This is a genomic window from Azospirillum canadense, assembly GCF_025961225.1.
GTDB lineage: Bacteria > Pseudomonadota > Alphaproteobacteria > Azospirillales > Azospirillaceae > Azospirillum > Azospirillum canadense.
Genome location: NZ_JAOQNG010000001.1, coordinates 1,948,320 through 1,969,523 on the forward strand (window position 1 = coordinate 1,948,320; position 21,204 = coordinate 1,969,523).

21 protein-coding genes and 1 tRNA gene are annotated in these 21,204 nt (G+C 67.6%); 10 read left to right on the top strand and 12 right to left on the bottom strand.

Going from position 1 to position 21,204, the window contains the following annotated elements; translation table 11 throughout:
- Positions 1-154 precede the first annotated feature (154 nt).
- Complete coding sequence (gene typA, locus M2351_RS09275; protein ID WP_264655806.1) at positions 155-1,981, top strand: translational GTPase TypA; 1,827 nt, start codon at positions 155-157, stop codon at positions 1,979-1,981.
- Positions 1,982-2,103: 122 nt separating this feature from the next.
- The gene (locus M2351_RS09280) at positions 2,104-2,580 is read left to right on the top strand and encodes an OsmC family protein (protein ID WP_264655807.1); all 477 of its coding nucleotides are present in this window, start codon (positions 2,104-2,106) and stop codon (positions 2,578-2,580) included.
- A gap of 37 nt (positions 2,581-2,617) precedes the next feature.
- Here M2351_RS09280 and M2351_RS09285 read toward each other — a convergent pair whose 3' ends face one another.
- The 3 genes from M2351_RS09285 to M2351_RS09295 all read right to left on the bottom strand — a co-directional run bounded on the left by M2351_RS09285 (position 2,618) and on the right by M2351_RS09295 (position 3,476).
- A complete protein-coding gene (locus tag M2351_RS09285; protein ID WP_264655808.1) occupies positions 2,618-2,788 on the bottom strand; it encodes a hypothetical protein in 171 nt (56 codons plus the stop codon).
- Entirely contained in the window at positions 2,788-2,964 is a 177-nt protein-coding gene (locus M2351_RS09290; protein WP_264655809.1) for a CsbD family protein, read from the bottom strand. Before M2351_RS09290 ends, M2351_RS09285 begins: the two co-directional genes overlap by 1 nt.
- 104 nt (positions 2,965-3,068) lie before the next feature.
- Positions 3,069-3,476 (bottom strand): HIT domain-containing protein, encoded by a 408-nt coding sequence (locus tag M2351_RS09295; protein WP_264655810.1) that lies wholly within the window; start codon positions 3,474-3,476, stop codon positions 3,069-3,071.
- Positions 3,477-3,909: 433 nt separating this feature from the next.
- Here M2351_RS09295 and M2351_RS09300 point away from each other — a divergent pair, with 433 nt between their 5' ends.
- From M2351_RS09300 to egtB, 3 genes are all read left to right on the top strand, one after another.
- Complete coding sequence (locus M2351_RS09300; protein ID WP_264655811.1) at positions 3,910-6,522, top strand: glycosyltransferase family 2 protein; 2,613 nt, start codon at positions 3,910-3,912, stop codon at positions 6,520-6,522.
- Positions 6,523-6,662: 140 nt separating this feature from the next.
- Complete coding sequence (locus tag M2351_RS09305) at positions 6,663-7,211, top strand: hypothetical protein (protein WP_264655812.1); 549 nt, start codon at positions 6,663-6,665, stop codon at positions 7,209-7,211.
- Between the two features lie 178 nt (positions 7,212-7,389).
- Positions 7,390-8,688, top strand: coding sequence for an ergothioneine biosynthesis protein EgtB (egtB, locus tag M2351_RS09310; RefSeq protein WP_264655813.1), 1,299 nt, complete (start codon positions 7,390-7,392; stop codon positions 8,686-8,688).
- 45 nt (positions 8,689-8,733) lie between these two features.
- Here egtB and M2351_RS09315 read toward each other — a convergent pair whose 3' ends face one another.
- On the bottom strand, positions 8,734-9,882 hold the full coding sequence (locus tag M2351_RS09315) for a nicotinate phosphoribosyltransferase (protein ID WP_264655814.1): 1,149 nt from the start codon (positions 9,880-9,882) through the stop codon (positions 8,734-8,736).
- A gap of 426 nt (positions 9,883-10,308) precedes the next feature.
- Here M2351_RS09315 and M2351_RS09320 point away from each other — a divergent pair, with 426 nt between their 5' ends.
- The 3 genes from M2351_RS09320 (at position 10,309) to M2351_RS09330 (ending at position 13,308) form a co-directional block, all read left to right on the top strand.
- The gene (locus M2351_RS09320) at positions 10,309-10,794 is read left to right on the top strand and encodes a flagellar basal body-associated FliL family protein (protein WP_264655815.1); all 486 of its coding nucleotides are present in this window, start codon (positions 10,309-10,311) and stop codon (positions 10,792-10,794) included.
- Positions 10,795-10,935: 141 nt separating this feature from the next.
- A complete protein-coding gene (gene gor / locus M2351_RS09325; protein WP_264655816.1) occupies positions 10,936-12,288 on the top strand; it encodes a glutathione-disulfide reductase in 1,353 nt (450 codons plus the stop codon).
- 123 nt (positions 12,289-12,411) lie between these two features.
- On the top strand, positions 12,412-13,308 hold the full coding sequence (locus M2351_RS09330) for a manganese catalase family protein (RefSeq protein WP_264655817.1): 897 nt from the start codon (positions 12,412-12,414) through the stop codon (positions 13,306-13,308).
- A gap of 163 nt (positions 13,309-13,471) precedes the next feature.
- Here the strand turns inward: M2351_RS09330 and M2351_RS09335 are convergent, their stop codons facing one another.
- Entirely contained in the window at positions 13,472-14,833 is a 1,362-nt protein-coding gene (locus M2351_RS09335) for an AmpG family muropeptide MFS transporter (RefSeq protein WP_264655818.1), read from the bottom strand.
- A gap of 228 nt (positions 14,834-15,061) precedes the next feature.
- On the opposite strand from M2351_RS09335, the gene M2351_RS09340 reads away from it, so the two are divergent.
- Positions 15,062-16,450: a class II 3-deoxy-7-phosphoheptulonate synthase gene (locus tag M2351_RS09340; protein ID WP_264655819.1), complete on the top strand. Its 1,389-nt coding sequence runs from the start codon at positions 15,062-15,064 to the stop codon at positions 16,448-16,450.
- Positions 16,451-16,553: 103 nt separating this feature from the next.
- Here the strand turns inward: M2351_RS09340 and M2351_RS09345 are convergent, their stop codons facing one another.
- From M2351_RS09345 to M2351_RS09370, 6 genes are all read right to left on the bottom strand, one after another.
- On the bottom strand, positions 16,554-17,009 hold the full coding sequence (locus M2351_RS09345) for a flagellar basal body-associated FliL family protein (RefSeq protein ID WP_264655820.1): 456 nt from the start codon (positions 17,007-17,009) through the stop codon (positions 16,554-16,556).
- 153 nt (positions 17,010-17,162) lie between these two features.
- Positions 17,163-18,041, bottom strand: a complete 879-nt coding sequence (gene panC, locus M2351_RS09350; protein ID WP_264655821.1) for a pantoate--beta-alanine ligase — start codon at positions 18,039-18,041, stop codon at positions 17,163-17,165.
- A gap of 160 nt (positions 18,042-18,201) precedes the next feature.
- Entirely contained in the window at positions 18,202-18,366 is a 165-nt protein-coding gene (locus M2351_RS09355; RefSeq protein WP_264655822.1) for a sugar tyrosine-protein kinase, read from the bottom strand.
- A gap of 239 nt (positions 18,367-18,605) precedes the next feature.
- Positions 18,606-19,028, bottom strand: a complete 423-nt coding sequence (locus tag M2351_RS09360) for a DUF6691 family protein (protein ID WP_264655823.1) — start codon at positions 19,026-19,028, stop codon at positions 18,606-18,608.
- Positions 19,029-19,033: 5 nt separating this feature from the next.
- On the bottom strand, positions 19,034-19,465 hold the full coding sequence (locus M2351_RS09365; RefSeq protein ID WP_264655824.1) for a YeeE/YedE family protein: 432 nt from the start codon (positions 19,463-19,465) through the stop codon (positions 19,034-19,036).
- Positions 19,466-19,631: 166 nt separating this feature from the next.
- A tRNA-Val gene (locus M2351_RS09370) sits at positions 19,632-19,706 on the bottom strand.
- Positions 19,707-19,935: 229 nt separating this feature from the next.
- Between M2351_RS09370 and M2351_RS09375 the strand changes: the two genes are divergently transcribed.
- Positions 19,936-20,817 (top strand): DUF3108 domain-containing protein, encoded by an 882-nt coding sequence (locus M2351_RS09375; protein WP_264655825.1) that lies wholly within the window; start codon positions 19,936-19,938, stop codon positions 20,815-20,817.
- Positions 20,818-20,843: 26 nt separating this feature from the next.
- On the opposite strand, the gene M2351_RS09380 is transcribed toward M2351_RS09375, so the two are convergent.
- On the bottom strand, positions 20,844-21,146 hold the full coding sequence (locus M2351_RS09380; protein ID WP_264655826.1) for a hypothetical protein: 303 nt from the start codon (positions 21,144-21,146) through the stop codon (positions 20,844-20,846).
- Positions 21,147-21,204 lie beyond the last annotated feature (58 nt).

A 21,204-nucleotide genomic window follows, 5' to 3' on the forward strand; every position in this document is an offset into this window, starting at 1 on the left:
AGCCGGATCATTATATTGCGTCGCAACAGTTTCCCCGACAGAGCCCCCCGATTGATCTCGGAGGGTTTTTTTGTTGTGCGCGGTCAACGAGCCGCGGTGTCGGGGCGGCATTGCGCAACGGAAGCCCCAGAGCGGATTTAAGAGTCCCCGACACATGAATCTTCGTAACGTCGCCATCATCGCTCACGTCGACCACGGCAAGACCACCCTGGTCGATCAGCTCCTCAAGCAGGCCGGCTCGTTCCGCGAGAACCAGCAGGTCGCGGAACGCGCCATGGACTCCAACGACCTGGAGCGCGAGCGCGGCATCACCATCCTGGCCAAGTGCACGTCGGTCCTGTGGAACGACCTGCGCATCAACATCGTCGACACCCCGGGCCACGCCGATTTCGGCGGCGAGGTGGAGCGCATCCTCTCCATGGTCGACGGCGTCGTCCTGCTCTGCGACGCGGCCGAGGGGCCGCTGCCGCAGACCAAGTTCGTGCTGGGCAAGGCCCTGAAGCTCGGCCTGCGCCCGATCGTCGTCATCAACAAGGTGGACCGTCCCGACGGCCGTCCGCACGAGGTGCATGACGAGGTGTTCGACCTCTTCGCCTCGCTCGACGCCTCGAACGAGCAGCTGGACTTCCCGACCCTGTTCGCCTCGGGCCGCAACGGCTGGGCGACCACGGACCTGGAGAACGGCGCCCGCGAGACGCTGACCCCGCTGTTCGAACTGATCCGCGACCACGTCCCGGCCCCGAAGGTCGAGGAAGACCTGCCCTTCACCATGCTGGCGACCACGCTGGAGGCGAACCCGTACCTGGGCCGCATCCTGACCGGCCGCATCCAGACGGGTTCGGTCAAGGTCAACATGGCCATCAAGTCGCTGAGCCGCGACGGCAAGCTGATCGAGAACGCCCGCATCAGCAAAGTGCTGGCCTTCCGCGGCCTGGAGCGCGTTCCGGTGGACGAGGCGCACGCCGGCGACATCGTCGCGCTGGCCGGCCTGACCACCACCACCGTGGCCGACACCATCTGCGTGCCGGAAGTGACCGAGCCGCTGAACGCCCAGCCGATCGACCCGCCGACCCTGGCGATGACCTTCTCGGTCAACGACAGCCCGCTGGCCGGCCGCGAGGGCGACAAGGTTACCAGCCGCATGATCCGCGACCGCCTGTTCCGCGAGGCGGAAGGCAACGTGGCGCTGCGCATCTCCGACACCGAGGGCGGCGACGCCTTCGAGGTGGCGGGCCGCGGCGAACTGCAGCTGGGCATCCTGATCGAGACCATGCGCCGCGAGGGGTATGAGCTGGCGATCAGCCGCCCGCGCGTGCTGTTCAAGTCTGACCCGCTGAACGGCCAGCGCCTGGAGCCGATCGAGGAAGTCGTCGTCGACGTGGACGAGGAGTTCTCCGGCACCGTCGTCCAGAAGATGGCGGAGCGCAAGGCCGACCTGATCGAGATGCGCCCCTCGGGCGGCAACAAGACCCGCATCGTCTTCCACGCCCCGTCGCGCGGCCTGATCGGCTATCAGGGCGAGTTCCTGACCGACACCCGCGGCACCGGCATCATGAACCGGCTGTTCCACGGCTACGCCCCCTACAAGGGCACCATCGCCGGCCGGCGCACCGGCGTGCTGATCTCCAACGCCGACGGCACCGCGGTGGCCTACGCGCTGTGGAACCTGGAGGATCGCGGCCCGATGCTGATCGATCCGGGCGTGCCGGTCTACCAGGGCATGATCATCGGCGAGCACACCCGCGGCAACGACCTTGAGGTCAACGTCATCAAGGGCAAGCAGCTGACGAACATCCGCACGACCAGCAAGGATGAAGCGGTGCGCCTGACGCCGCCGATCCAGATGACGCTGGAACGCGCCCTGTCCTACATCGGCGACGACGAGCTGGTGGAGGTGACGCCCAAGTCCATCCGCCTGCGCAAGCGCTACCTCGACCCGAACGAGCGCAAGCGCCACGCCCGCGCGGCCGAGGCGAGCTGAGTTGGCGAGCTGAGTTCCGGTTCGAGTTAGGGTGTTTTTGCGGGAGGGCTTTGCCCTCCCGTTTCTTTTCAGGGCTTCGTTGCCCGGCTACGCTCACCCCAAACCCCATGGGGAGAGAAACCATGTCGGCGCACGACCATCGCTACAGCGCGACCGTGACCTGGACGGGCAACCAGGGAAGCGGAACGTCCGGCTACAAGGCCTACAGCCGCGACCACGACATCGCCATTCCCGGCAAGCCGGTGATCGCCGGCTCCTCCGACCCGGCCTTCCGCGGCGACGCGACGCGGCACAACCCGGAAGACCTGCTGGTCGCCTCGCTGTCGGCCTGCCACATGCTGTGGTACCTGCACCTCTGCGCCGTCAACGGCGTGGCCGTGACGGCCTACCGCGACGATGCCTCCGGCACCATGACCGAAGGCGACGGCCACCCCGGCCGCTTCACCGAGGTCACCCTGCGCCCGCACGTCACCATCGCCGCGGGCAGCGACCACGCCAAAGCCGAGTCCCTGCACCACGCGGCGCACGAACAGTGCTTCGTCGCGAATTCGATGAACTTCCCCGTGAAGATCGAAGCGAAGACCGAGGTCGGGACGTAGAAATCCCCTCTCCCCAGAGGGGAGAGGGAGGAAACGCCTACTCCCTCAAACCCTTCTTCTTGATCTCTTCCTTTTCGCCCAGCTCGTCGAACTTCTTCTGGACCGGCTTGTCCGGATTGCCCGACGCCTTGCCGGTTTCCTCGACGAGCTTGTCCTCGATCCGCTGCGCGGATTCGGAGGGGGCGTCGTCCTTGCGGCCGGCCGACATTATTTGTCGCCCCGCAGGATGTCCTTCACCTTGCCGACGACCTTGTCGACCTTGCCCTCGGCCTTGTCGGCGCGACCCTCGTCCTTCAGCTCCGGGTTGCCGGTCAGGTCGCCGGCCTGCTTCTTGGCCTCGCCCTTCAGTTCCTTGCCGGCGCCCACGATGCGATCGGTGTTCATGACAGTCCCCTCCTTGTGCGTTGACACATGCCGGCCTCAACAGCGGCGGAGGAGAAACGTCACGGTTCCGCTTCCGTGACTGGACCGGTCGGCAAGCGACCGTCCTATTTTTGGCCCAACCTCTCCCCGATCGATCGGATAAGGCTGTCCCGCTCCGCCGGGTCATAGCGCTCGGCGAAACCGGAGCCCCAGACCGGTCCCGGCCAGGCCGGGTCGGAGCGGGTGCGGGCGATCACGTGGACGTGCAGCTGCGGCACCATGTTGCCGAGCGCGCCGACGTTGATCTTGTCCGGCCGGACCAGATCCTCCAGCGCCGTCGAGGCCTGCGCGATCTCGTCCACCAGCCGGTGCCGCCTGGCCTCGTCGAGTTGGTGGATCTCCGTCAAGCCCGGAATGGCCGGCACCAGGATCAGCCAAGGCCACACCCGGTTGTCCATCAGCAGCACCCGGCAGAGCGGAAGCTCCGCCACCGGTGCCGTGTCGGCCTGGAGACGTTCATGCAGTTGGAACATTTGGGCACCCACCCTTGTCTTTTGCCTTCGGGAATAAACGCCGGGCTGATGTGTTGGCCAAACCATCGTTGTGGGCCGTGGTTGCGGCCATGGTTGCGGGCCATGGAAAAATGTATAAACTCCCCGACGATCTTTATTCGGTCCGGCGTCGTTTTACAAAGGCGACGCATGACGCGGGAAGGTCGTCGCGCTCCGCCAAGGGTGGATGTCCACCGGGCTGGAGCGGGCGGGCTTTGCGTGCGGACCTGAAAAGTCCAGCAGCCAGCGTGGGTTAGGGGGTTCGGTCCGAAGACGGTGTCGGGGCGGCGTGGCCGCCGCCGTGCCATTTTTGGGGGTGCCATTTTGGCGGCACCGTTCGCGGGTGTGAGGGGGATGCGGCCGGGGCGGAGTTCGCCAAGACGGCCGCCGAATGCTTGGGAATAGAAAGACGGACATGCGCAAGTCGGCGATCGCGGTTCTTCTTCTGGTGATCCTCGGCAACGTCGGGGTCTGGGCGCTGTGGAACCGCCCGGTGGCCGAACGGTCCTGGGGCGGCGCCATCAACGGCGTCAGCTACACGCCGTTCCATCCGGACAAGAGCCCGTCCAAAGGCGACCGCGCGTCGCTGGAGGACATCGAGAAGGACATGCAGGCGCTGGACGGTTCGGTCAAGGGGGTCCGGACCTATTCCACCACCGACGGGTCGGAGCAGGTGGCCCCGGTCGCCCGCAAGTACGGCCTGCCGGTCACCGCCGGCGCCTGGATCATGGGCAAGCCGGAGGTCGACGAGCCGGAGATCAACGGCCTGATCAAGCTGGCGCGCGACAACAACAATGTCCGCCGCGTCCTGGTCGGCAACGAGTCGATCCTGCGCGCGGACGTCACCGTCCCGCAGGCCATCGACTACATCAAGCGGGTGAAGAAGAAGGTCAACGTCCCGGTCTCCACCGCGGAGCCGTGGCACGTCTGGCTGTCGCACCCCGAGCTCGTGGAGGCGGTGGACTTCCTGGCCGTGCACCTGCTGCCCTACTGGGAAGGCGTGCCCGCCGACCAGTCGGTCGACTACGCCATGCTCCGCTACAACGAGCTGAAGACCAAATACCCGAACAAGCACATCCTGATCTCGGAAATCGGCTGGCCGGCCGAGGGCCCGTGGCGCCGCGGCGCCGAGGCGAGCCAGGTCAACCAGGCCAAGTTCATCCGCACCTTCCTGAACGTCGCGGCGCAGAACAAGCTCGACTACTTCATCATGGAGGCCTTCGACCAGCCCTGGAAGCGGGAGATCGAGGGCACCGCCGGCACCAGCTGGGGCCTGTGGGACGCGTGGCGCAAGCCGAAGTTCCCGATGATCGGCGAGGTGACGGAGCTGCGGAACTGGCCACTGCTGTGCGGCGTATCCATCGCCGTGGGCTTCCTGCCGCTTGTCTTCTTCCTGTGGCGCCGCGGCAGCGACCTGAAGGTCGGCGGGCAGATCTTCTACGGCGGCATGATCCAGGCCGTGGCGTCGGTCCTGGTCTTCTCGGTCAGCGCGGCCAGCGCCGCCGGCCTTGCCACCACGACGGAGATCGCCTGGGGCATCCTGCTGTTCTGCCAGCTGGTCCTGCTCTCCGTCATGCTGATCGACGGGCTTGAGCTGACCGAGGTGGTCTGGCAGGACCGCTTCCGGCGCAAGTTCAACCCCTGCTCCGCCGCCCCGGCGCCGAACGCGCCGAAGGTGTCCATCCATGTGCCCTGCTACAACGAGCCGCCGCACATGGTCATCGAGACGCTGGACGCGCTGGCCCGGCTGGACTACCCGAACTACGAGGTCCTGCTGCTCGACAACAACACCAAGGACCCGGCCGTCTGGCGCCCGGTCGAGGAGTATTGCAAGCAGCTGGGGCCGAAGTTTCGCTTCTTCCACCTGGACAACTGGCCGGGCTTCAAGGCTGGTGCCCTGAACTTCGGCCTCGCCCAGACGGCGCCGGATGCGCAGCACATCGCGGTCATCGACAGCGACTACCAGGTCCACCCCGACTGGCTGAAGGCAACGATCCCGCACTTCGACCGGCCGGAGGTCGGCTTCGTCCAGTCGCCGCAGGACTACCGCGAGTGGGGCCACGACCTGTTCCAGCGCATGATCAATTGGGAATACGCCGGCTTCTTCCACATCGGCATGATCCAACGCAACGAGCGCAACGCGATCATCCAGCACGGCACGATGACCATCATCCGCAAGTCGGCCCTGGAAGAGGTCGGCCGCTGGGGCGAGTGGTGCATCACCGAGGACGCCGACCTGGGCCTGCGCCTGTTCGAGCACAAGTATGAGGCCGTCTATATGCCGGAGAGCTACGGCAAGGGCCTCGTCCCCGACAGCTTCTCCGCCTACAAGACGCAGCGCTTCCGCTGGGCCTACGGCGCCGTGCAGATCCTGAAGCACCACTGGCGCGACCTGCTGCCGGGCGGCCCGCGCCTGACGGCCGGGCAGAAGTACCATTTCATTACCGGCTGGCTGCCCTGGTTCGCCGACGCCGCCCACATGATCTTCGGCATCGCGGGCATCGTCTGGTCGATCGGCCTGCTGGCCTTCCCGAAGTATTTCGAGTTCCCGCCCAACGTCTTCATGATCCCGACGCTCAGCGTCTTCGCCTTTAAGGTCGGCGCGTCGCTGTGGCTGTACGAGGCGCGGGTGCGGTGCGGCTTCTGGGACAAGGTGGGTGCCGCCATCGCCGGCATGGCGCTGACCCACACCGTCGGCCGGGCCATGTGGCTGGGCATGTTCACCTCCGGCCGGCCCTTCGTCCGCACGCCGAAGTGCGAGAACCAGCCCGCCCTGATGCAGGCCTTCCTGATGGCGCGGGAGGAGATCGCGCTCCTGCTCGGCTTGTGGGGCGCAGCGCTGGCCATCGTGGTGGTGTTCGGCCACGAGAACCGCGACGCCTTCATGTGGTCGGGCCTTCTGGTGGTGCAGTCCCTGCCCTACCTGTCGGCCTTCGTCACCGCGCTGATCAACGCCTTCCCGAACATCAAGTTCGGCAAGCCCCGCCCGGAGCCGACCGAGGTCGCCGGCGCCAACGCCGCCGACTGATCAGTTCCCTCCCGTCCCGAAGAAGAGCCCCGCCCCGGCGGGGCTCTTTTCGTTTGGGCCGCCAGCAACCGACCGCCACCTTGACAGTGGCGACCCAGTCCGTAGACTGAACGATCCACACTGTCGTGGTGGAGGCCGCCATGGCCGACACGTTCATCAGCCGGTCGGAACCGCTGGTCCGCTCCCCCAACATGGTCGAGCGGCCGGGCAGCGCCACGGACCGGCAGCACCGCCGCGAGACCCGGCAGGATCGGCGCGACCGGGAGGAGCCCAACCGGAAGCGCCGGCGCATCTACGACCTGCTCTTCGATGAGATCGACGAGATCGACAGCCTGGACCCGGCCCAGCGCGTGCGCATCAAGCAAAACCTGCGCGCCCATCTCGCCTCCCGCACGCCGACGCCGGTTCCGCCCCCGCCACAGGAACTGGACGAGGAGCACATCGCCGCGACCCTGATCGAGGATCCCGCGGCGGCCGTTCCCGTGGACCATGACCACATCGTCCACATGGCGGCCCCAACCCACGCCCACCTTTCGGCGCAGGAGACGGAAGAGAACGCGATCCTCGCCAAACAGTTGCGCGATTGCCTCAGCCGCCACACCATCGCCGCGCGCCGCGTTGCCGTCTATCTGCACTTGCTTCTGACCTTGGACGGCGCGTTGCGCCCGCACACCATCGTGGATGCCTGACGAACCGGAAACCTCGCGCAGACCCTGCCGCAAATTCGGGCACAGTCTCCCTCCGATGCGCCGCACCCGCCGATCACGGGTTGCGGCACAATCGGCGTCGATTTCTTCCGGCGACGGGCCGACGCGCCGTCCGGCGCCCTTCCCGCCGCGGAAACCCCGCTCCCGCGAGGAGGCCCCCGTGCCCGATTCCCACATCGCCAAGCACGCCCAGCCGTCCGGCGACGCCTTGCGCCAGTCCTTGGCGACCCGCTTCCAAAAGGCCCGCGGGCGCACGGCCGAACTGGCCGCGCCCTTGTCGCCGGAAGACCTGATGGTCCAGTCGGTTCCCGACGGCGCCCCGGCGAAATGGCATCTCGCCCACACCACCTGGTTGTTCGAAACCACCGTCCTGGTGCCCGATAGCCCCGGCTACCGCCCCTTCGACTCCGCCTTCCTCGATCTCTTCGCGGCGCGCAACGACCGCTTCGGCAACCATCAGCTTCCCTCCCCGACCCTTCGCCTGCTGTCGCGGCCGAGCGGGTCGGAGGTCATGCGCTACCGCGACCACGTCAACGCCGCGGTCCTGCACCTGCTGGCCCAGGTGGACGACGCCGGCCTCGCCGAAGTCGCCGACCGTGTGGAGGTCGGCATCGCCCATGAACGGCGGCATCAGGAGCGCATGCTGACGCACATCAAGCACGCCTTCTGGAGCAATCCGCTGCGCCCCGCCTACGAGCAGCCGCCGCAGGTCTACCCCACCGCGCCGCAGCCGCAGGATTGGATCGCGCACGAGGGCGGTTTGGTGGAGATCGGCCGTACCGACGCCGGCCCCGGCTTCGACCACGAAGGCCCACGCCACCGCGTGTACCTGAACGCCTTCCGGCTCGCCTCCCAGCCCGTATCCTGCGGCGAGTACCTGACCTTCATCGAGGAGGGCGGCTATTCCAACCGGGCGCTTTGGCTGGCGGATGGGTGGGAAGTGGCGCGCGCCGGGAACTGGCAGGCGCCCCTCTATTGGGAGTGGCGCGACGGTGCCTGGCAGATCTTCACGCTCTACGGCATGCGCCCGCTCGACCCGGCAGAGCCGGTCTGCCACGTCAGCTGGTACGAGGCCGACGCCTTCGCCCGCTGGGCCGGCAAGCGCCTGCCGTCGGAGGCCGAGTGGGAGACCGTCGGCGCGCGGTGCGAGAGCATGGGCAACCTGCTCGGCACCGGCTACCGCCACCCGCGGGCCTGCCCCTGCCACGGCGACGGTCCCTGGCAGATGTTCGGCGACATCTGGGAATGGACGCTCAGCCCCTTCGCTCCCTACCCCGGCTATCACCAGCCCGATGGGGTGGACGAGGCGGTGCACGGCCGCTTCATGATCAACCGCATGGTCCTGCGCGGCGGCAGTTGCGTGACGCCCTTCGACCACGCCAACCCGACCACGCGCCACTACCTGCGCCCGGACAGCCGGCTGTCCTTCACGGGGATTCGGCTCGCGGAGGATGCGTAACAGATCTCCCTTCTCCCTGCCCCGCAGGGAGAAGGGACGATTTCCTCACTTCCTAAACAGGAACTCGCGGCCGACCTTCACGCGCCGTTCGCCGTCGTACTCGATGATGTCGGCGGTGGCGTAGGTTTCGGTCCAGCGCTCCGGCAGGTAGCTGCCGGTGCCGATGATGTCCACCGGCGCGTTGGCCTCCGCCATCAGGCGGCACTTGGCCGGGCCGAATCCGGAGCTGGCGACGATCTTCACGGCCGGGAAGCCGGACTCGTCCAACTTCTCGCGCATGAAGTGGATGGCCGCCGCCGAAACGCCGGTGCCGATCAGGTAGCGCAGCTGCGTCTCGTCGCGGTAGCCGCGAATGGCGTGCGGCGCGTGGCGTTCCAGCACGGCGTAGGAGCCCGGCGGGTCGAGCCCTTCCAGGAAGCGCCCGCCCGGCGTGTCGAGCCGCACCGCCAGCTTGCCCTGCGCGGCCAACTCGGGGAAGCGGTAGCAGACCTCCAGCGCGTCGGTGATCTCGCGGCCGAAATAGTCGACCAGCACGGTCAGCGGCAGCTCGGGAAAAGTCTCATGGAACATTTCCGCCGCGCGCACTGTCGATCCGGCATAGCCGATCAAGGCGTGCGGCATGGTGCCCATGCCCTTCGTCTGGCCAAAGAAATGGGCGGTGGCGTCGGTCGCGTTGCCGATGAAGCCTTTGGCGCCGACCTTCCGCTTGGCCCGGTCCGACCCGACGGAGGCGGCGTAGGCCATCATCTCCTCCATCTCCGTGCCGGCGCAGTGGCGCGCCTCCATGGCGAGGAAGGCGGTCTTCGGCAGGTCCGCGCACATGGTGAAGGCGTTGTAGGCGCCGACGCAGGCGGGCCCCAGCTTCTGGAGGATGATCGTCTCGGTGTCCACCAGATGGTAGAAGGAGCCGGTGATGTACATGATCGGCTCACCGGCGCCGACCCACTTGCCTTCCGGGTAGTTCAGCTCGATCTCGACGTCGAACCCGCGTTCCCGGGCGACCGCCTCCAACCATTCGATGGCGAGTCGCGGCGCGCAGACGACGGGGCGGCGCATGAAGATGGCGTAGGTGACCTTCTTGTCGCCGAACTTCCCGACCGCGTCCTTGGTCCGCTTGAAGTAGGTGTCGGTCCATTCGGGAATGGCCGCGGAAGGGGGATGACTGGCCAGCGGCCGGTTCTTGGTCTCATCCATGGCGTTGTCCTTCGTCTCCCCGCTCATGCCCTTCGCACTGGTCCGGTTGGAGGGCGCATCCCGCGCGGGAACGCCGATCCGATTGGGAAACCAGCATTATACGCCCCGGGCCTCGGGTGGAAGAGGCTTCCTTGCTGATAACGCCGAACAAGCGGTGGCGTTGCGCCGCGGAACGCCGCTTCCCACGCCTCAGGACAATGCTTCGAATTTCGAAGTGTTTCGGCGCCAATTCCCGCCAAAATCCAGTGGAAGATTGCCGCAGGAAATACTTCGCATTCGACAGTCTAAAATACCGTTATTTGACGCCGCCGCTCAGACGATCCAAAGTGGTAACCGAGAGTCGAGGCCCGATTTACCGAGCCTCCCGGGACGGGGTGAGACATGGCCCAGGCGATCGCACAAGCTCCACTGACACGTCGGCCAGTCATGCCTCGGACGATGGACCACGCATCGCGCGGCTTTTCCACGCTCGACCGGATCAGTGGCAAGATCGTACTCGGCCTCATGCTGCTGATGGTCGGACTGAGTGCCGCGGGCGTGGGCAGCGCCTTCCTGCTGAAGCCGGCGAAGGCCCGCGCCGGCCGCCCGGTGGCGGAGGAGGCGCCGGCGCTGGCCAACTACGCCCGCCTGCCCACCATGAACTTCACGCTCAGTGACGGCGACCGCCTGCGGGACGTGCGGGTGCGCGTGGTGCTGGAGATGGACCCGCAGGTCCAGCCCAAGACCGTCGAGTCCTACGGCCCCCGCATTTCCAGCGCGATGAGCACCGCGATGCTGGAGGTCAACGCGACGGAACTGCGCGGCGGCGCCGGCACCAGCTTCATCAAGGACGCGGTGATGCAGACCGCGTCGAAGGAACTGCGCCCGATGAAGGTCCGCCAGGTGCTGTTGCAGGAACTCATCCTGCGCTGACCGGTCTCCATTCAAGACCCGCCGCCCTGCGCGCTGCGCGGGACACGCCACCCGCCGTTGCGTGCGCCCGGCCCTCGACAGGGCGCCCGGAATGCGGAACACTCCCGGCACGTTCGGGATATGGGATGGAAGGAGACGGCTGTGGCCGAATTCGATTTCGACCTCTTCACCATCGGCGCAGGCTCCGGCGGTGTCGCGGCCAGCCGTCGCGCCGCCTCCATGGGCGCCAAGGTCGCCATCTGCGAGGGCAGCCGCGTCGGCGGCACCTGCGTGATCCGGGGCTGCGTGCCGAAGAAGCTGCTGGTCTACGCCGCCCAGTTCCGCGACGCGTTCGAGGACGCCTGCGGCTTCGGCTGGGACACCCATACGCCGGCCTTCGACTGGGCGACACTGATCGGCCGCAAGGACACGGAGATTGACCGGCTGAACGGCATCTATTTGAAGATGCTGGAGAATTCCGGGGTCACGCTGTTCACCGGATTCGGCCGGCTGATCGACCGCCACACGGTGGAGGTGGGCGGCAAGCGCTACACCGCCAAGACCATCCTGGTCGCCACCGGCGGCTGGCCGTCCCTGCCGAAGATCCCGGGCATCCAGCACGCCGTGACCTCCAACGAGGCCTTGCAACTCGGCCACCTGCCCCACTCCGTCCTCATCCTCGGCGGCGGCTACATCGCGGTGGAGTTCGCGGGCATCTTCCGCGGCCTGGGCGCGGAGGTCACCATCATGATCCGCGGCGAGGAGCTGCTGAACGGCTTCGACGACGACATCCGCGTCGCCTTGGCCCAGGAGATGCGCAAGCGCGGCATCAACATCGTCGCCCGCACCCAGCCGGTGAAGGTGGAGGAAGGGCCCGGCGGCTTCACCGTCACCGACCATCTCGGCCGGGAGCATTCGGCCGGCCTCGTCATGGCGGCCACCGGCCGGCGGCCGAACACCCGCGACGTCGGGCTGGAGTCGGTCGGCATCGACCTGGACGACAGCGGCGCCATCCGGGTGGACGAGTATTCGCGCACCAACATCGACAACATTTTCGCCATCGGCGACGTGACCGACCGCGTGGCGTTGACCCCCGTCGCCATCGCCGAGGGCCGCGCCTTCGTCGAGACGGTGTTCAACGACAACCCGACCAGCATCAGCTACGAGAACATCCCGACCGCGGTCTTCTCCATCCCGCCGCTCGGCACCGTCGGCCTGACGGAGGCGGAGGCGCGGGCGAAGTTCCCGAACGTCGACATCTACAAGGCCGGTTTCCGCCCGATGAAGCACACCATGTCCGGCCGCGACGAGCGGGTGCTGATGAAGCTGGTCGTGGACGGCGACAGCCAGCGCGTGCTGGGCTGCCACATGATGGGCATGGACGCGCCGGAGATCGTGCAGGCGCTGGGCATCGCGCTGAACTGTGGCGCGACCAAGCGCGACTTCGACCGCACCATCGCGCTGCACCCCTCCACCGCCGAGGAGTTCGTCCTCATGCGCGAGAAGGTTGCGTGATACCACCGGCGTGAACGCGCGAAAATTTTTGGAACGCCTCTAAAAAGCCCCTGTTGACGGCACCGAGGCGCCCACCGGACCGGGCGCCTCCGACCGTCATCACGAAGCGGGAGGCTCCTTCGCATGTTCATGCACAACAAGAATCTCATGTACACCGTGCGCGTCTCGGAACCCGACCCGAAGCTCGCCAGCCTGATGCTGGAGCAGTTCGGCGGCCCGCAGGGCGAGCTGGCGGCGGCGCTGCGCTATTTCACACAGGGGTTGTCCGATGACGACCCGGCGCGCAAGGACATGCTGATCGACATCGCGACCGAGGAACTGAGCCACCTGGAGATCATCGGCAGCATCGTCGCCATGCTGACCAAGGGCGTCAAGGGCAAGCTGGCGGAGGGCTCCGAAGAGGTGACCGAGCTGTACGCCAACATCGCCCAGGGCAACGGCTCCCACACGCTGGCCGTGCTCTACGGCGGCGGCCCGGCGCTGACCAACTCCGCCGGCCAGCTGTGGACCGCCGGCTACATCGACAGCATCGGCGAGCCGACGGCCGACCTGCGCTCCAACATCGCGGCGGAATCGCGCGCCAAGATCATCTACGAACGCCTGATCAACCTGACGCCGGACCCCGGCGTGAAGGACGCGCTGACCTTCCTGATGACCCGCGAGGTCGCGCACCAGAAGATGTTTGAGAAGGCGCTCTATTCCATCGAGAACAACTTCCCGCCGGGCAAGCTGCCGGGCGACCCGAACTACACCGACAAGTACTACAACATGAGCCAGGGCGCCGGCGACGCCCGCGGCCCCTGGAACCAGGGCGCCCAATGGGAGTTCGTGGACATCAAGCCCGACCAGGCCCCCGTCAACGGCGGCGAGGGCAACCCGACCGTCCGCCTCGCCGCGGAAGAGCTGAAGGCCGTCAACGAGGCCGCCAAGCGCACGAAGTCCCGCACCGACGTGAACCCCGTGACGGGCGCCGACCTCGGCGCCGGCCCAGGTGCGGGCAAGACGACGCCGGTGAAGTAAGGGGCGGATCGTAAGTCGTCGCGTTGGGCCTCCCTCCCAACCTCCCCCCACTTCGCGGGGGGAGGGGCTTTGGTCGCGGAGAGGCAGAGTTCCCTCCCTCGCCGAAGGTGGGGGAGGGTTAGGGAGGGGGCCCAACGCGACCACTCATCACCCCCCCAAAACCCTACGTCTTCATCACCGCCGGCTCCATCCCCCGCGTCCGCCCCTGCAGCCACAGCAATAGCAGCAGCGCCGGCAGTCCCGCCGCGGTCGCCACCAGGAAGAAGCTGACCCAGTCCAGTCGCGCCGCCAGGAATCCGCTGCTCGCCCCGAACAGGTCGCCGCCCAGCTTGGTGAAGCTGGTCAGCAGCGCGTATTGCGTCGCGGTGTAGGCCACGTTGCACAGGCCCGACAGGTAGGCCACGAAGGCCGAGGTCGCGATGCCCGCGCAGACATTCTCGATCGCCACCGTCACCGCCAGCGCCCGCACGTCGTGCCCGGCGTAGGCCAGCAGCACGTAGCCAAGGTTGGACAGCACCTGCGCCACGCCGCCCAGCAGAAGCGCGCGCTGCACGCCGACGCGGCTGACCAGCACGCCGCCGATCACCCCGCCGGCGATGGTTGCCCACAGGCCGAACACCTTGGACACCGCGGCCAGTTCCGTCTTCTCGAAGCCCAGATCCACGTAGAAGGGGCTGGCCATGACGCCGGCCATCACCTCCCCCATCTTGTAGGTGGCGATGAACAGCAGGATCAGCACCCAGTGGTTCCGCGTCATGAACTGGGCGAAGGGCGCCACCACCGCGCCGTAGAGCCAGGCCAGCAGCTCCGCCCGCCAGCCGTGCAGGTGTGGCCGCGCGTCGAGCCACTCCGCCACATGCTTCTCCCGCGCCGCGGATTCGGCCGAAGCGGCCACCGCCGGCTCGCGGTTCAGCAGGATCGTCACAATGCCGACGGAGACAAGCCCCGCCATGGCCGTGTAGGCCGCCCGCCAGCCGAAATACTCGGCGACCAGCAGAGCCCCCGCCCCCGCCGCCAGCATGCCGAAGCGGTAGCCGAGCACCAGCGCCCCGGCGCCGGCGCCCTGCTGGTCCTCCGACAGGCTTTCCACGCGGAAGGCGTCGATGACGATGTCCTGGCTGGCCGAGCAGAAAGCGACGACCACCGCGAACAGCGCGGTCCACCACAGCTCCGTCACCGGGTCGGTGCCGCCCAGCGCCAGCAGCGCCAACGCAAGGCAGCCCTGCGTCAAAAGCGCCCAACCGCGCCGCCGCCCGAACAGCCGCGTGATCACCGGTAGGCGCAGCCGGTCGATCAGCGGCGCCCAGGCGAATTTCAGCGCGTAGGGCAGCGTGACCAGCGAGAACAGCCCGATGGCCTCCTTGCTGACTCCGCCCTCGCGCAGCCACAGGGACAGCGTGGAGCCCGTCAGCGCCAGCGGCAGCCCTTCGGAAAATCCCAGGAACAGGATGGCCAACACGCGCGGGTCGAGATAGACCGAGGCGGCGGCTGCCCAGGAAGATGGCTTCCAGGAGGATGGTTTCAACGGACTGGCCCTTCAGCTTCCCTGCCCCTTTGTATAGGGCGGGGCAGCCATCCCCCGCCAGCGCGCTTTTTCGGGCGGGGCGCGGCTTCGTCCGTTGCGGAAGTTGCTCCCGAAACTATGGAAAAATTGCCCGACTCCGGCTATAGGGATGATCCCCCGGTCGACGTTCGGTCCCGAACGCCGGTCCTATGGAGGCACCCCCAATTTATTCAGGAAAGAGTGGGCGTCATGGTTGAGCGTTGGTCCCCCGACAGCTGGAGGTCGAAGCCCGCGAAGCAGCTTCCGACCTATCCGGACCCGTCCAAGGTCGAGGCGGTGGAGCAGCGTCTGTCCTCCTATCCCCCGCTTGTCTTTGCCGGCGAGGCGCGCCGGCTGAAGGAAAACTTGGCCGCCGCCGCCAACGGCAACGCCTTCCTCCTGCAGGGCGGTGATTGCGCGGAGAGCTTCGCGGAGTTCCACCCGAACAACATCCGCGACACCTTCCGCGTGCTGCTGCAGATGGCCGTCGTGCTGACCTTCGGCGCCGCCATCCCGGTGGTGAAGGTGGGCCGCATGGCCGGCCAGTTCGCCAAGCCGCGTTCCGCCGACACCGAGGTGATCGAGGGGCAGGAGTTGCCGTCCTACCGCGGCGACATCATCAACGGCTTCGACTTCACGGCCGACGCCCGCATTCCGGATCCGGAACGCATGATGCAGGCCTACACCCAGGCCGCGTCGACGCTGAACCTGCTGCGCGCCTTCGCCCAGGGCGGCTACGCCGACCTGCACAAGGTGCACCAGTGGACGCTGGGCTTCGTGGAGCGGTCGCCGGCCGGCGAGCAGTTCCGCGAGATCGCCACGCGCCTGGACGAGACGCTGGCCTTCATGGCCGCCTGCGGCATCACCGCGGCGACCACCCCGCAGATCCGCGAGACCGAGTTCTTCACCAGCCACGAGGCGCTTCTGCTGCCGTTCGAGCAGGCGATGACCCGCGTCGACAGCACCACCGGCGACTGGTACGACGTCTCCGCCCACATGCTGTGGATCGGCGACCGCACCCGCCAGCCGGACGGCGCGCATGTGGAGTTCCTGCGCGGAGTGAAGAACCCGATCGGCCTGAAGTGCGGCCCGACCACCGACCCGGACGAGCTGATCCGCCTGATCGACATCCTGAACCCGACCAACGAGGCCGGGCGCCTGACGCTGATCGTCCGCATGGGCGCCGACAAGGTGCAGGAGAAGTTCCCGCCCCTGCTGCGCAAGGTTCAGCGGGAGGGCCGCGTGGTGGTCTGGTCCTGCGACCCGATGCACGGCAACACCGTCAAGTCGTCCAGCGGCTACAAGACCCGTCCGGTCGAGAAGGTGCTGTCGGAGGCGAAGAACTTCTTCGCCGTGCACCAGGCCGAAGGCACCCACGCCGGCGGCGTGCATTTCGAGCTGACCGGCCAGGACGTGACGGAGTGCACCGGCGGTGCCCAGGCGATCACCGACCATAAGCTGGCGCTGCGCTATCACACCGCCTGCGACCCGCGCCTGAACGCCAGCCAGTCGCTGGAGCTGGCCTTCCTCCTCGCCGAGGAACTGAAGCGCGCCCGCCACCAGCGCGACGCCGACCGCCGCGCCGCCGCCGCGGAGTAACCACCCGCAATCCTTCCCCTCTCCCTGCCCCGCAGGGAGAGGGAGGGACCCACGCCCGAGGCGTGGGAGGGTGAGGGCTAGGTCTACAGGGTTCTACAGCGCCTTATCGAACGACCATCCGCTCCAGCAGGACCTCGCGGACGCGCATGCTGCGCGCCTCATGGTCTACGACGGCGGTCAGGGCGCTCTTCATCAGCTTCGCGCCCTCGGCGCCGGACAGCTGCTCCGGGTCGATCTGGCGCATGCGGTCGGCCATCTGGTCGGCAATGCGCGGAACGAAGGAACTGGCCTGCTTCGGGTCGACGGTCGGATCGATCTCCAGCAGGACGCGCACATCCACCATGCGGGCGTTGCTGCCGCCCAGCGTGAAGGTCATCGGCGGCAGCGACGCGTAGTTCTTCGGCGGGACCAGGCGGTCACTGGACGACGAACGGCCGCTCTTCACGGCGACCACGCCCCAGGTGCCGAGCGCGGCTAGGACGACCAAGACCACCGCGACGATGATCGGCGCAAGGGAGACCGTTTCCCCATCGGGACGCCGACGAACCAACCGCACCACGCCGCCTTTCCACCCCATACAGGGTTACCGCAACAATCATACACCCAAAGTGTAAGGAAAATCGCCGAACAGGTCAAATCGTCTCGCGCGACCGCAGGAATGGTTCCACATTCGCCGAACGAAGCCGGGCCGCTCCTCGCCTACTGCCCTCGCCTACCGCGGCAGAACGGGCACGTTGTCAATCAGGCGGGCCTTGCCCAACCAAGCGGCGGCCAGCAGGCGGGCCGGACGGTCGACGCCGCGCACCGGCTCCAGCGTCCCGGCGTCGCGCAATTCGACATAGTCGATGTTGCCGAAGCCCGCGGCCTGGAGACGTGCGCGCACCGCATCCAGCACGGCGCCGGACTCCACGCCGGCCGACAGGGCTTCCGCCGCCTCAACCAGCGCCCGGTTCAGCTCCGGCGCGCGGGCGCGCTCGTCGGCCGTCAGGTAGGCGTTGCGCGAGGACATGGCCAGCCCGTCGGCCTCCCGCACCGTCGGCAGCCCCTCAACCCGGACGGGGATGTCCAAGTCGCGGGCGAAGCGGCGGATCACCATCAGCTGCTGGTAATCCTTCTCGCCGAACAGGGCGACGTCGGGCAGCGCCTGCAGGAACAGCTTGGTCACCACCAGCGCCACGCCGCCGAACATCTGCGGCCGGAAGGCGCCGCACAGGCCCTCCGCCGGGCCGCCAACGCTGATGGAGGTCGCGAAGCCCTCCGGGTACATGCCGCGCACCGTGGGCGCGTAGAGCAGTTCGCAGCCGGCGGAGGCGAGCTTGGCCGCGTCCCCGGCCTCGTCGCGCGGGTAGCGGTCGAAATCCTCGTGCGGGGCGAACTGGGTCGGATTCACGAAGACGCTGGCCACCACATGGTCGGCCAGTTCCCGGGCGCGACGGATCAGCGCCAAATGGCCGTCGTGCAGGGCGCCCATGGTGGGGACGAGCGCCACGGTGCCGCCCTGGCCGCGCCACGCCGCGACTTGGGCGCGCAGGTCCTCCACCGAGCGGACGATCGGCAGTGTATCGGTCGAAGCGGGGGCCAAGGTCACCATGGCGGGTCTCCGGCAGCGTCACAAACGGCGCTGGGATAAACCGCCGGGCCGGCGCTGTCCAGTCACAGAACGGATGCCGGCCGGCAAATTTTCGTAATTTTATGTTCCGCGGGCAGGAGCGCCGGGCGGTTTCCCCGCCTCGCCCCTGCCATAGCGGGCGTCAGCGCTTCAGGGTGATGCCGACGAGATAGGTCAGGTTCAGCCAAGCGCCGACCGTGGCCAGCAGGACGGTGATGGCCGGGGACAGGATCACCGAGCCGAGGATCACGACGAGCGCCACGACCAGCAGGCCGAGGGCGAGGAACGTCACGCGGGAATCTTCCATGTCGCTGCTTTCCAGTGAGAGGAATCAAAAGACGGAGCGCAGCGATAAACGAAATCTCCGTTACCCGTAGCTGATCTGAATCAATCCTGCAAACTTTCACACGAAAAAACGGCGCTGGTTTATCCACTCTTTCCACGTGAAATGCAGCGCTTCTGCCCAGGCACGGAGCAATTTAGGCAGTTTTGTTCGTAACGCTGAAAATTCGCGCAGGGCGGGCAACGTGCGCCAGGATGCCCGCATCAGCCGGCGTGTCGGCGTTGCGCGCGCCGGACGCCAAGCAGCTCGAACAGGGCCATGCCGCCCAATATGGAGGCCACGAACAGGCCGCTTCCCGGACGCCCAAGCCCGAGCGCGACCAGCCCCGGTCCGGGGCAATAGCCGGCAAGCCCCCATCCCACGCCGAACAGGACCGCGCCGGCCACGAGGCGGGCGTCGATTCCCCAGCCGCCGCACTGCCCGGCCGGCGGCGCCCCTCGCCTCGGTCCCCAGCGGAATCCGATCGCCGCGACCGGAATGGCGCAGGCCATGACGACGGCGAGGCTCGAGTCCCAATCGCCGGCGATGTCCAGGAAGGCCAGGACTTTCGCAGGATCGATCATGGCCGATACGGTCAGCCCAAGCCCGAACAGCAGCCCGGCGGCGAAAACGATGAACACGCGCATGGCGATCACCCTCCGACCACATGGCGCACGACGAAGACGGTCCCGGCGGCCGTCACCATGAACAGGGCCGTCGCGACCAGGGACCGCGGCGACCAGCGCGCGATCCCGCACACGCCATGACCGCTCGTGCAGCCGTTGCCGAGGCGCGTACCGAACCCGACGAGCCCCCCGGCGACCGCCAGCAGCACGGACCCGACAACTGGGCCGCCACCCGGCGGAACGCTCCCGGCGAGTTGGTAAAGCCACGGCGCGGCGATCATTCCCGCCAGAAAGGCGACTCGCCACACCACGTCCTCTCCCCCTGGATTCAAAAGGTCGCCCAGGATTCCACTGATCCCGGCGATCCGCCCGGCGGCAAGCCACAGCAGCGCCACGGACGATCCGATCAACACTCCGCCGACTGCGGCGGAACCGGGTGTGAACTGCTCCACCGGCATCCGAGACCTTCGATAAATTAGCGTATACTAATTTAATAGTGCCAAAAAATCTGATCAAGCCCGTTCGCGGACTGAGGAAAGGTCGGAAACAGCAAAACGACCGCCGAGGGGCTTACCCTGGCGACCGAACTTGCTGCGACTTCAAGAAAGCGCTTGGAGGTTGGGATGGTGGGCGCAGTAGGGATTGAACCTACGACCCCACCCGTGTGAAGGGTGTGCTCTCCCGCTGAGCTATGCGCCCATCCCAACAGACCGTGGCGTGGATCGGTGATCCGTGCGAGGTCTTGAACCGTGGCGGTGGTTGGCTCGTTTCGCTTTCGCGTCGTTGCCGCCGCTGCGGTGAGGCGGGTTTCTAAAGGGCTCGCCCCCGCCTGTCAAGCACCTGTTTCGCACCAATATGAAAGAAAATCGTCAGCCCGGTTCCAGCTCGCCGCCAGCCCAACTCGCCGCCAGCCAGGAGAATGACCGTCGTGAGCGCTCCGAACCTTCGCCGCGCCATCGCCCCAGCCCTGATGCCTGCCCTGCTGGCCGCCGGCCTCGCCGTGACCGCCCCGAGGGCGGCGCAGGCGCAGCGTTGGACGCTGACCTACCGCGTGCATGTCGGCGGCGTGGCCGTCCTCGACGCACGGGCCGAGCTGGCCCTCACCGGCGACCGCTACAGCGTCGGGGTGGACGCGGCCACCGATGGCTTCCTCGGCCGCATGTTCCCGTGGGAGACACGGTCGCGCAGCGTCGGGATGATCCGCCCCGATGGGCCGGCCCCGCTGCGCCACACCCAGGTCAGCACCCTGCGCGGCAGCCCGCGCAACGTGACGCTGGAGTATGACGGTCGTGGCAGCGTGCGGGCGGAGGTCACGCCCCCGCCGCAGGACGACGACCGGGAGCCCGTTCCGGACTCGCTCCTGCGCGGCACGCAGGATCCGCTGAGCGGAGTCGTCGGCGTACTGCTCGCTGGCTTGCGCGGCGAGGGGTGCCAGCGGACCGTCCCGGTCTACGACGGGCGACGGCGCTATGACATGCTGTTCGTGGATGAAGGGATGCGGCTGGTCGGGGCCTCGCGCAATTCGGTGTTCGCCGGCACGGCCCGGCAATGCCGGGTGTCCTACACGCCGATCGCCGGCTACAACCGCAAGCCCGACAGCTCCTTCTGGCGCCGCGGCGGCGGCGGGGAGGAGCAGCGCCCGCCGGTGGATGTGTGGATCGCGCCGGTGACGCCCGGCGGCCCGCCCCTGCCCGTGCGGCTGGAAGCCGACAGCGGGCTGGGCAGCGTCGTCATCCACCTGACCGGCGCCACCAAGGACCCCCAGACGGCAGAGCGGCCCGCCGTGGAGACACCGGCACCGAAGCGCTGAAGCGGCGATTCAGCCGCGTCGGGGGATCAGGCGCAGCAAAGCGCGGCGCTCTGGGCGGCGGGGCCGTGGAAGGCCGGGTGGTACAGCACCTCGGCGGAGTCCTGGTCGTCGTCGTCGCGGCGCTCGGCCGCTTCCAGATCGCGGAAGGCTTCGGCGCACAGGCGGTTGAACTCGTCAACGCGGCGCTGCAGGTCGTGGTGGTGGGCCATCATACGGTCGAAATCGGCGGTCGCCGATTCGATCTGGCGGCGCGCGACGCTGCGGGCGGCCTGATCGCGGCTGGAGTCGACCGGCAGGGTCTTCCCGGGGAACGAAAGGATTTGAGCCATCGCAGACCTCCATCACTCGCCACCAATCGATGAGCCCAGTTAACGGCATTTACCTTTC

Bases quoted from the DNA above. Each gene is read 5' to 3' on its own strand.
- typA (WP_264655806.1), top strand. From the start codon at position 155: ATGAATCTTCGTAACGTCGCCATCATCGCTCACGTCGACCACGGCAAG.
- M2351_RS09280 (WP_264655807.1), top strand. From the start codon at position 2,104: ATGTCGGCGCACGACCATCGCTACAGCGCGACCGTGACCTGGACGGGC.
- M2351_RS09285 (WP_264655808.1), bottom strand. From the start codon at position 2,788: ATGTCGGCCGGCCGCAAGGACGACGCCCCCTCCGAATCCGCGCAGCGG.
- M2351_RS09290 (WP_264655809.1), bottom strand. From the start codon at position 2,964: ATGAACACCGATCGCATCGTGGGCGCCGGCAAGGAACTGAAGGGCGAG.
- M2351_RS09295 (WP_264655810.1), bottom strand. From the start codon at position 3,476: ATGTTCCAACTGCATGAACGTCTCCAGGCCGACACGGCACCGGTGGCG.
- M2351_RS09300 (WP_264655811.1), top strand. From the start codon at position 3,910: ATGCGCAAGTCGGCGATCGCGGTTCTTCTTCTGGTGATCCTCGGCAAC.
- M2351_RS09305 (WP_264655812.1), top strand. From the start codon at position 6,663: ATGGCCGACACGTTCATCAGCCGGTCGGAACCGCTGGTCCGCTCCCCC.
- M2351_RS09315 (WP_264655814.1), bottom strand. From the start codon at position 9,882: ATGGATGAGACCAAGAACCGGCCGCTGGCCAGTCATCCCCCTTCCGCG.
- M2351_RS09320 (WP_264655815.1), top strand. From the start codon at position 10,309: ATGCCTCGGACGATGGACCACGCATCGCGCGGCTTTTCCACGCTCGAC.
- M2351_RS09330 (WP_264655817.1), top strand. From the start codon at position 12,412: ATGTTCATGCACAACAAGAATCTCATGTACACCGTGCGCGTCTCGGAA.
- M2351_RS09340 (WP_264655819.1), top strand. From the start codon at position 15,062: ATGGTTGAGCGTTGGTCCCCCGACAGCTGGAGGTCGAAGCCCGCGAAG.
- panC (WP_264655821.1), bottom strand. From the start codon at position 18,041: ATGGTGACCTTGGCCCCCGCTTCGACCGATACACTGCCGATCGTCCGC.
- M2351_RS09355 (WP_264655822.1), bottom strand. From the start codon at position 18,366: ATGGAAGATTCCCGCGTGACGTTCCTCGCCCTCGGCCTGCTGGTCGTG.
- M2351_RS09360 (WP_264655823.1), bottom strand. From the start codon at position 19,028: ATGCGCGTGTTCATCGTTTTCGCCGCCGGGCTGCTGTTCGGGCTTGGG.
- M2351_RS09365 (WP_264655824.1), bottom strand. From the start codon at position 19,465: ATGCCGGTGGAGCAGTTCACACCCGGTTCCGCCGCAGTCGGCGGAGTG.
- M2351_RS09380 (WP_264655826.1), bottom strand. From the start codon at position 21,146: ATGGCTCAAATCCTTTCGTTCCCCGGGAAGACCCTGCCGGTCGACTCC.